Origin of the sequence: Ruminobacter sp. RM87, assembly GCF_000701925.1 — a bacterium.
Classification (GTDB): Bacteria; Pseudomonadota; Gammaproteobacteria; order Enterobacterales; family Succinivibrionaceae; genus Ruminobacter; species Ruminobacter amylophilus.
The window spans coordinates 1-8,332 of the sequence record NZ_JNKD01000080.1 but is presented as its reverse complement, the minus strand read 5'-3'; the positions used below and the strand labels follow the sequence as shown (position 1 = coordinate 8,332).

7 protein-coding genes are annotated in these 8,332 nt (G+C 39.8%); 3 read left to right on the top strand and 4 right to left on the bottom strand.

The genetic code is table 11. From position 1 onward, the window contains the following. A partial coding sequence (locus T489_RS0111445) for a PD-(D/E)XK nuclease domain-containing protein (protein WP_031580163.1) occupies positions 1-1,431 on the top strand: 1,431 nt, incomplete at its 5' end. Between the two features lie 20 nt (positions 1,432-1,451). Here the strand turns inward: T489_RS0111445 and T489_RS0111440 are convergent. The 3 genes from T489_RS0111440 to T489_RS0111425 form a co-directional block, all read right to left on the bottom strand. Further along, a complete protein-coding gene (locus T489_RS0111440; RefSeq protein WP_031580162.1) occupies positions 1,452-1,640 on the bottom strand; it encodes an IS3 family transposase in 189 nt (62 codons plus the stop codon). 217 nt (positions 1,641-1,857) lie between these two features. Then, on the bottom strand, positions 1,858-2,178 hold the full coding sequence (locus T489_RS0111430; protein WP_031580161.1) for a hypothetical protein: 321 nt from the start codon (positions 2,176-2,178) through the stop codon (positions 1,858-1,860). Between the two features lie 128 nt (positions 2,179-2,306). Continuing rightward, positions 2,307-3,266 (bottom strand): hypothetical protein, encoded by a 960-nt coding sequence (locus T489_RS0111425; RefSeq protein ID WP_031580160.1) that lies wholly within the window; start codon positions 3,264-3,266, stop codon positions 2,307-2,309. A 522-nt stretch (positions 3,267-3,788) separates the two neighbouring features. On the opposite strand from T489_RS0111425, the gene relA reads away from it, so the two are divergent. Together relA and T489_RS0111415 are read left to right on the top strand one after the other, a co-directional pair. Next, entirely contained in the window at positions 3,789-6,032 is a 2,244-nt protein-coding gene (relA, locus tag T489_RS0111420; protein WP_031580159.1) for a GTP diphosphokinase, read from the top strand. A gap of 251 nt (positions 6,033-6,283) precedes the next feature. Further along, complete coding sequence (locus T489_RS0111415; RefSeq protein WP_031580158.1) at positions 6,284-7,915, top strand: CTP synthase; 1,632 nt, start codon at positions 6,284-6,286, stop codon at positions 7,913-7,915. A 147-nt stretch (positions 7,916-8,062) separates the two neighbouring features. Here the strand turns inward: T489_RS0111415 and T489_RS13770 are convergent. Beyond that, on the bottom strand, positions 8,063-8,332 hold a 270-nt coding region (locus T489_RS13770; RefSeq protein ID WP_037319860.1), incomplete at its 5' end, for a hypothetical protein.

The window sequence follows — 8,332 nt, the reverse complement described above, 5'->3', positions numbered from 1 at the left end:
AACAAATATGATGTCATATACATTGATATGAATTCCATAAAAGATAAGTATCTCTCGTATAAGGACGACAGTTCTCTATACATTGAAGGTATAGATGATATCGTAGATTTTCTGCAGTACGTGGTTATTTGTGATCTAAAGGAAAACAAAGAATACGCTGAACAAATAGATAAAGCTCCATTAGTTGGGAAGAAGTCGTTATCCTCGGCATTGGAAGCTATATGCCAAAATACAGGCGAACCATTTATTTTTATTATGGATGAATGGGATCTGATCTACAGAGATTATCGAAATGAAGATGCTTTGCAGGAAAAATTTATAGAATTTCTGCGAGGTTTATTTAAATCAAAATCTGGACAGGCCTGTTTTGCATTTGCTTACCTTACCGGTATTCTTCCTATCAAGAAGTATAACTCTCAATCTGCATTAAACGGTTTTAAAGAATACAACATGTTAAGACCAATCCCTTACGAGAAATACTTCGGTTTTACGGATGAGGAAGTGGCCGCAATAGTAGAAAGCCCATCGTGCCACGTATCGCAACAGGACTTGAAGGAATGGTATGAAGGCTACAAACTTAACAATATTGATATTTACAATCCTAACTCTGTAGTTTCAGCTATAAGCGATGGAGTATGTCAGAGCTATTGGAGCGGAACCTCGTCTAATGAAGAAGTTGTTCGCTTAATCAACATGGATTTTGATGGTATTAAAGAAGACGTTCTGAATTTAATTGAAGGTGATGAGGTATCTTTCAATTGTGGCAAATTCCAAAACGACATGGTCAGCATAAAGGATAAGAATGATGTTTTCTGCCTTCTGGTATGTCTGGGATACCTTGGATGCATTAATCCTGATGAAGAAAATACAGATACAGATGAAATACAGCCACAGAAGGTTACAAACAGTAAAAACAGGCGAATCGCATACGTACCGAATGCAGAGATAAAATCAGCTCTGATGGATATTGTCAAAGAACAGGATTGGTATGAGCGTATGGACACTATAAAACGGTCTGAGAGGCTGCTCAAAGCTATTAAGGAACTTGATGGCGATACAGTAGCAGAACTTATTCAGGAAATACATAATTCTTCTGCAGTATCAATATACGATTATAACTCCGAATCTGCCCTTACATTTTGCGTGATAACGGGACTTTTATGGGCAACTCTTGATGATTACAGCTATCATCGTGAAGATCAGGCTGGAAAAGGCCGTATAGATCTGGTGTATGAACCTGTAATCAGAAAACAGCCTCTGATTCTGATTGAGTTTAAATACGGAGAATCTGCAGAGATTGCTATTCAGCAGATTAAAACGCAGGAATACTTCAAACGCTATACACAGCAATATCGGAATATCATCATTGTCGGCATTAACTACAATCCTAAAACCAAGGATCACCAGTGTCTGATTGAAAAACTTGAGTAAACAATTACGCAACTAAAACCCTAAACTTGGCGCTGAACTTTTTTATGATTTGCACAGACACCGCGGCGAGCAAGTTCCAGAGTGATACGACGATAGCCGTAGCGCTTCTTATGTTCAGCATATATTGCCTTGATCTCTTCTGTAAGTTCCTGATTCTTTTTGTCCTTGTCAATTTTATTTATCGTGTAGTAATAATCAGAACGAGTCATATGAGGAACATCCGTCATACCGTTGATGACAGCCAGTATGAACCGCAGAGAGCATTTCAGTTCCTCAAATGGGGCTTAACAAGGTGAATTAATTGTCCAGTTTTTTGTCCTCATCCCACACCCTGAATAGCCGACTTGGGGAATGAGGAAATTTCCATAAGTGAAAAAGCCGACAGATAAGGGACTGTCGGCTAAAAATACAATGATTGACTCTCGGTTAATCGAACTTCTGATTAGTAATGTAGTCTTCTACAGTGAAAGACCCATCATTGATCTCATTAAGTCTCTGCTTAATTTTTTCAATAAGTTCTTTCATTTTAGGAAACGCGGCTTTGTATCCTTCATCGTCAAAAACGCAAGGCTCATCACCTATATCAAAATCATAAAATGAATCATACAAAGTTGCAGCTTCTTCATTAAGATTCTGCAATATTGTATCATTGCTGATCAGAGAATGCTTCAAACGGATTGTTTCATCTTGATCATATATCCATATTGGACCATGTAAAAATTCATTCATTAATCGGATAGTGTACATTATAGATCCTCCTTATTGATAGGATAAGCAGACACAATAAATCCGTTGGTTCTAATGCCGGATAAAATTAAACATTTGCCATTATACTTGTGCTTCAATTCTATTGTCTGTATTGTAATTTCTTCAGATTATTCAGAGTCATCATCTTCTGTTTCAGTAAACTGCTGAAGGATCATGGCAATGCTTTTATTACTGAGATTGCTGTTCAGCAGTGCTCCAAGAATGGCTGAAGCTCCCTCTGATTCTTTGGATGTATAACCGATTTTTACAGCTTCATCAGAAAACATTTCTTTGCTGTTAAGTGCTTCCTGATTATTACCGCTTATCACTGAACGTACTACGTCCTTAAATACAGGTAAAAAGTCTGCATTGGAAGATTTGCCATTTCCGAACATATCTTTTACCACAGATGTAAGAAGTTTCTGGTCAGTGCTGTTCAAAGGCTTTGATTTTGCCGTTGACGAAACCGGCTGGTTCAGACCGGCAGATTTTGATGCCGTATTATCGGTTGAGCCTAGAAGGGAGGTAAGCATTTCATATCCGTTGAGTTTTGTATTTCTGCCCGACGAACTGCTTTTTCTTCCGAATATAAGATCAATAATGACACCGAGGATTTTCTTAATGATCGTTGATGTTCTCGGTTTTCTGAAAGATGGAATTCCGCTGGATGTTGAAGTTTTTCTTCTGGTCGTAGTGGTTCTTCTTGTTGTGCGTCCGGTTGATTTTCTGGCTGTTCTGACAGTTTTCTGATTTTTACTTATCTGATCAAAAATACTTACTTCACCATTGGTGCTGCGTTTTTTTGCGGATCTGGTGTTCTTTTTGGCATTGCTTATTGCAGATTTGAAAAAATCAGGACTGTATTCTTCGGTGGAGTTTGCAATTTGTGCTTCTTCTGTGCTTTTTGGATGGGGGACTGTCGTTTGTCTGTCTGAAGGCAAGGGTTTTTCTGATGATGCGGCAGAATCTGAAGAAGGATTGTTCTTTACATCTGCAGAACCGCTTTCTGCAGTTTGTTTTTCTTCGTCTTCCTGTTGCTTGGCCACATCTGCAAGAATATCAAGAAAAGAATGTAAGTCGTCAGCCATAAATCCTCCTGAATCAGAAATAGGTGAACCAGAATAAGTTATTTACGTGATTATTTAACATTAACCAGTAATTTTTTCAGAAAAGAAAGGTTAGTGCAAGTAATAGTATCCTAACAGATGATCAATGCTTCGGATTTAGTTATTCAGAAATGAGATATTTTGTCATATATTATGATAACGATGCTAAATCAGTTGGAATTTTTCAATAAAGAACCTATCTATATATACATGTGTGACAGCAGTTTCATTGCCATCTGTTTAATTCCTTACATTGTTGAATAAAATCATGCTGAGTATATAATTGTTCAGTATGAATTAGTACCGTCAGTCAATGCGGAAATAAATATAATGTCATTGGCTGATTTTTTAAAAGCCGGGCCTGTTTTTTATCATGTCCGTCTCATTAAAAAATAAAAGCAATAATATAAACAAATTTAGATGCCTGACGATCTTAGAACAGGCCAATGTACACATATAAATAAAAGCTGATTATCAACAATAAAGAGAGGTTCTTACCTAATTATGGTAGCTATCCGCAATACGCATGTTAAAGGCAAGTTCGATCTTGAAGCCTGGAAAGAATCGTTGCATGTGAACAGTGAAGACAAAATCAAAATTATGAAGGTATTTGATTACTGTCATAACAAGATTGCCGAATCAGGTGATAACATGGAGCGTCTGACCAGTAGAGCTATTGAGATTATCGGTATCCTTCAGACCTTGCATATGGATGTGGACAGTTACTGTTCAGCAATACTTTATCCGCACATAGAGGAAGGATATTTTACTATTGAACAGGCTGAAAAAGACTTCGGCAAACCGATAGCAAGACTTCTGCATGGTGTGAAGGATATGGAAGCTATCCGATTCCTGCAGAATATTTCAAATTCCGGAAGTGAGATATCCAATGCCAAAATTGATACCGTGCGTCGCATGCTTCTGGCAATGGTCGAGGATGTGAGAGCGGTAATCATCAAGCTTTCAGAAAGAATTGCGGCTCTGAGAGAAGTCAAGAATGCGGATGAGGAAACTCGTGTTGCAGTTGCCAAGGAAATATCAAACATCTATGCACCTCTGGCGAATCGTCTCGGTATTGGTCAGCTGAAATGGGAGCTGGAGGATTTATCTTTCAGATATCTCCATCCTGATACCTACAAACAGATTGCAAAACTTCTCGATGAAAAGCGTGTTGACCGCGAAAAATACATCGTTGATTTTGTGTCTATTCTTGAAGAAAAGCTTAAATCAGAGGGGCTTGAAGCTGAAGTTTACGGCAGACCGAAGCATATTTACAGCATCTGGAGAAAGATGCAGAAAAAACATCTTAATTTTACTGAATTATATGATGTAAGAGCTGTTCGCGTAATTGTGAAAAGACTGCAGGACTGCTACGGGGCTTTGGGGGTTATACATACCTGCTTCCATCATATTCCGAGGGAATTTGATGATTATATAGCTAATCCTAAGCCTAACGGTTACAAGTCAATTCATACGGTTGTGATCGGTCCTCAGGGAAAAACAGTTGAGATTCAGATTCGTACTGCCGATATGCACAAGGAAGCTGAGCTTGGTGTTGCTGCCCACTGGAAATATAAGGAAGGCGGTACCAATCTTGATGCTGCATATGAGGAACGCATCGCCTGGCTGCGTAAGCTTCTCAAGTGGCAGGAAGACATGGTTGAGGCCGGTTCAATTGTTGATGAATTCAAGACACAGGTATTTGAAGACAGAGTCTATGTGTTTACTCCTAAGGGGGATGTAATTGACCTTCCTCAGGGGGCAACTCCATTGGATTTTGCTTATCAGATTCACAGTATGATTGGTCATCGCTGTATCGGAGCAAAGGTTGACGGCAGAATTGTTCCGTTTACCTATCAGCTGCAGACAGGTGAACAGGTTGAACTTGCAACTCAGAAAGAACCGAATCCAAGTCGTGACTGGTTAAATCCAAACAACGGATTTTTAAGAACAAGCAAGGCCAGAGCAAAGGTATCCGCGTGGTTTAAGCAGTTAGATCGTGAAAAGAATATTGCTGCCGGCAGGGAAATGCTGGAAAAGGAAATTGAGCGTCACGGACTTACTGTATCAAAAGAACAGCTTCCTGAACTGATTAAGGATGTTCTGCATCATTACAACGTGAAGGATCAGTTTGATGTTCTGGCTAATGTTGGATCTGGCGACATACGTATAAATCAGCTGATTAATTACATTGAAGCCAAGCTTAATAATATCAAGGTCAATAATCCTGATGATGAAATTCTGAAGAATATTGAACAGCGTACTCAGGCAAGAATAGCCAATGTTGAGAGGAATGCGGCAAAGAGCAAGATCGTGGTAAACGGGGTGGGGAACCTTGTTACCCATGTGGCTAAATGCTGTCATCCTATTCCCGGTGAGGATATTGTCGGCTTTATCACCAGAGGAAAAGGTGTTTCCATTCATAGAAAGGGGTGTCATACTCTGAATCACCTGGCGGCTGAACATCCGGAAAGACTGGTTGACGCGGTATGGGGCGGTGAGTATTCGAGCGGATTCAGCCTTACCGTGGGGATTATCGCGAATGACAGAGCAGGTCTGTTGAGGGATGTCACCACAATTATCGCGAATGAAAAGATTAATGTTCTTGGGGTTAGATCAAGATCTGATACCAAGACACAGACTGCTCAGATAGATATTGATATGGAGGTCATAAACATTAATGATCTGAACAGAACTCTTGCGCGACTCAACAATATGAGTGGGGTTATCTCTGCAAAACGTCTGTAAAACTTAAATTCATAAATAAGCTGCCGGTTTTCGGTCATTAAGGTATTATGATCGTAAACTGGCAGTTTGTATTTTGTATATAAATGAATATTTATGCCGTGGTACCCGGTAAATTCTGCTGTTTTAAAAATATGCTGTTATTTACGTCAAATTTTTGATACAATTTACTGCAAATTTTTTTGTGAAAACAACATAAAAGCGACATGTGGCTTTTATGCTGTTTTTTTATTTTGAAAGCGTAATGGTTTGATATGGCTACTAAATTTATATTTGTTACTGGTGGTGTTGTTTCTTCACTGGGAAAGGGAATTGCTGCAGCATCTCTTGCTGCCGTACTGGAAGCCCGTGGTCTAGATGTGACCATGCTTAAGCTGGATCCATACATTAACGTCGATCCGGGTACAATGAGTCCGATTCAGCATGGTGAAGTGTTTGTAACTGAAGACGGTGCTGAAACCGATTTGGATTTGGGTCATTACGAACGTTTTATCCGTACCAAGATGACCAAAAATAATAACTTCACAACCGGTCGTATCTATTCTGACGTAATCAGAAAGGAAAGAAGAGGTGACTACCTTGGAGCTACCATTCAGGTTGTACCTCATATCACCAGTGAAATTCAGGAAAAGATTTTAGCCGGCGGTGCAGATCATGAAATCGCTATTGTGGAAATCGGCGGTACCGTTGGTGATATCGAATCATTACCATTCCTTGAAGCCATCAGACAGCTGGCTGTGAGACTCGGAAGACAGAATGCTTTATTCATGCACCTGACCCTGGTGCCATATTTGAAGACTTCCGGTGAAATCAAGACCAAGCCTACTCAGCACTCAGTTAAGGAACTATTAAGCATCGGTATTCAGCCTGATATTCTTATCTGCCGTTCTGAAATGAACATTCCAAACGCTGAAAAGACCAAGATCGCTCTTTTCTGTAACGTAAATGAAAAGTGCGTTATTTCAATGAGAGATGTCGACTCAATCTACAAGATTCCTGCTCTGCTCAAGAATCAGGGACTTGATACCACTGTCTGTGAACGTTTCGGCCTTAACTGTAGGGAAGCGGATCTTTCTGAATGGGAAAAGGTTATTTATCAGCAGGCAAACAGTGAAGGTGAAGTAACCGTTGCCATGGTTGGTAAGTATGTTCAGCTTCCTGATGCCTATAAGTCTGTAAATGAAGCTTTAAAGCACGGCGGTCTTAAGAATCACGTAAACGTGAACATCAAATATGTTGATTCACAGGATCTTGAAACCAAGGGACTTGAAGCTTTAGAGGATGTTGACGCTATTCTTGTTCCTGGCGGTTTCGGCAATCGCGGTATCGAAGGTAAGATTCTTGCCGCTCAGTATGCCAGAGAAAACAAGATTCCATATCTCGGTATCTGTCTCGGCATGCAGATTGCCATCATTGAATACGCCAGAAACGTAGCAGGCCTTGAAGGTGCAAATTCAACTGAATTTGACAAAAATTCGAAGTACCCTGTAATCGGCCTGATTACCGAATGGGTAAACGAAGAAGGTGAAAAGGTTGAGAGAAATGAAAACTCTGACCTCGGCGGTACCATGCGTTTAGGTGCTCAGCTGTGTCATCTTGCTGAAGGTTCAAAGGTAAGAGCGCTCTATGATAAGCCGGAAATCTACGAACGTCACCGTCATCGTTATGAAGTTAACAACTATCTGTTACCTAAGATTCAGGAAGCCGGCCTTAAGGTTACCGGTTTAAGTGCTGACAGCAAGCTTGTTGAAATTATTGAAAATCCAAACCATCCTTGGTTTGTTGCCGTTCAGTTCCATCCTGAATTTACTTCTACCCCAAGAGACGGTCATCCTTTATTTAGCGGATTCATTAAGGCTGCCATGGAATATCAGCAGAAGAAGTAACTGATTAATGAAGCGTGTCGGATTTGATTCCGGCGTGTTTTAAAGGTCGTTTTGAATAAGGACATGTTTTTTAAGCCCATATTTTGAACAAATTTGTGTAACTATGGGGTAAGTCCAAAAATCTCCACCTAGGTGGAGATTTTTTATTTATTCTTCTGTCTCTAGTGCAGAATCTTCTTCGTATTCTATATTTGTTTCAGGTTCAGGTAACGGAATGCCTAATCTTTCAAACAACTCTTTTCTCTTTCCGACAATTTCAGAGAAATAACAGCCTTCAGGAAATACAGTCTGAGTGATGTTAGAAAGAGATGATATCATCTTTGGTATAGAGTCGTATGGTAACTGAATCCCCTTGGCTTCAACTGAATGAATGCGATGTTTTAACATGCAGAGAATACTGCATGAAAGGAAGTGTAT

Bases quoted from the DNA above. Each gene is read 5' to 3' on its own strand.
- T489_RS0111440 (WP_031580162.1), bottom strand. From the start codon at position 1,640: ATGACTCGTTCTGATTATTACTACACGATAAATAAAATTGACAAGGAC.
- T489_RS0111430 (WP_031580161.1), bottom strand. From the start codon at position 2,178: ATGTACACTATCCGATTAATGAATGAATTTTTACATGGTCCAATATGG.
- T489_RS0111425 (WP_031580160.1), bottom strand. From the start codon at position 3,266: ATGGCTGACGACTTACATTCTTTTCTTGATATTCTTGCAGATGTGGCC.
- relA (WP_031580159.1), top strand. From the start codon at position 3,789: ATGGTAGCTATCCGCAATACGCATGTTAAAGGCAAGTTCGATCTTGAA.
- T489_RS0111415 (WP_031580158.1), top strand. From the start codon at position 6,284: ATGGCTACTAAATTTATATTTGTTACTGGTGGTGTTGTTTCTTCACTG.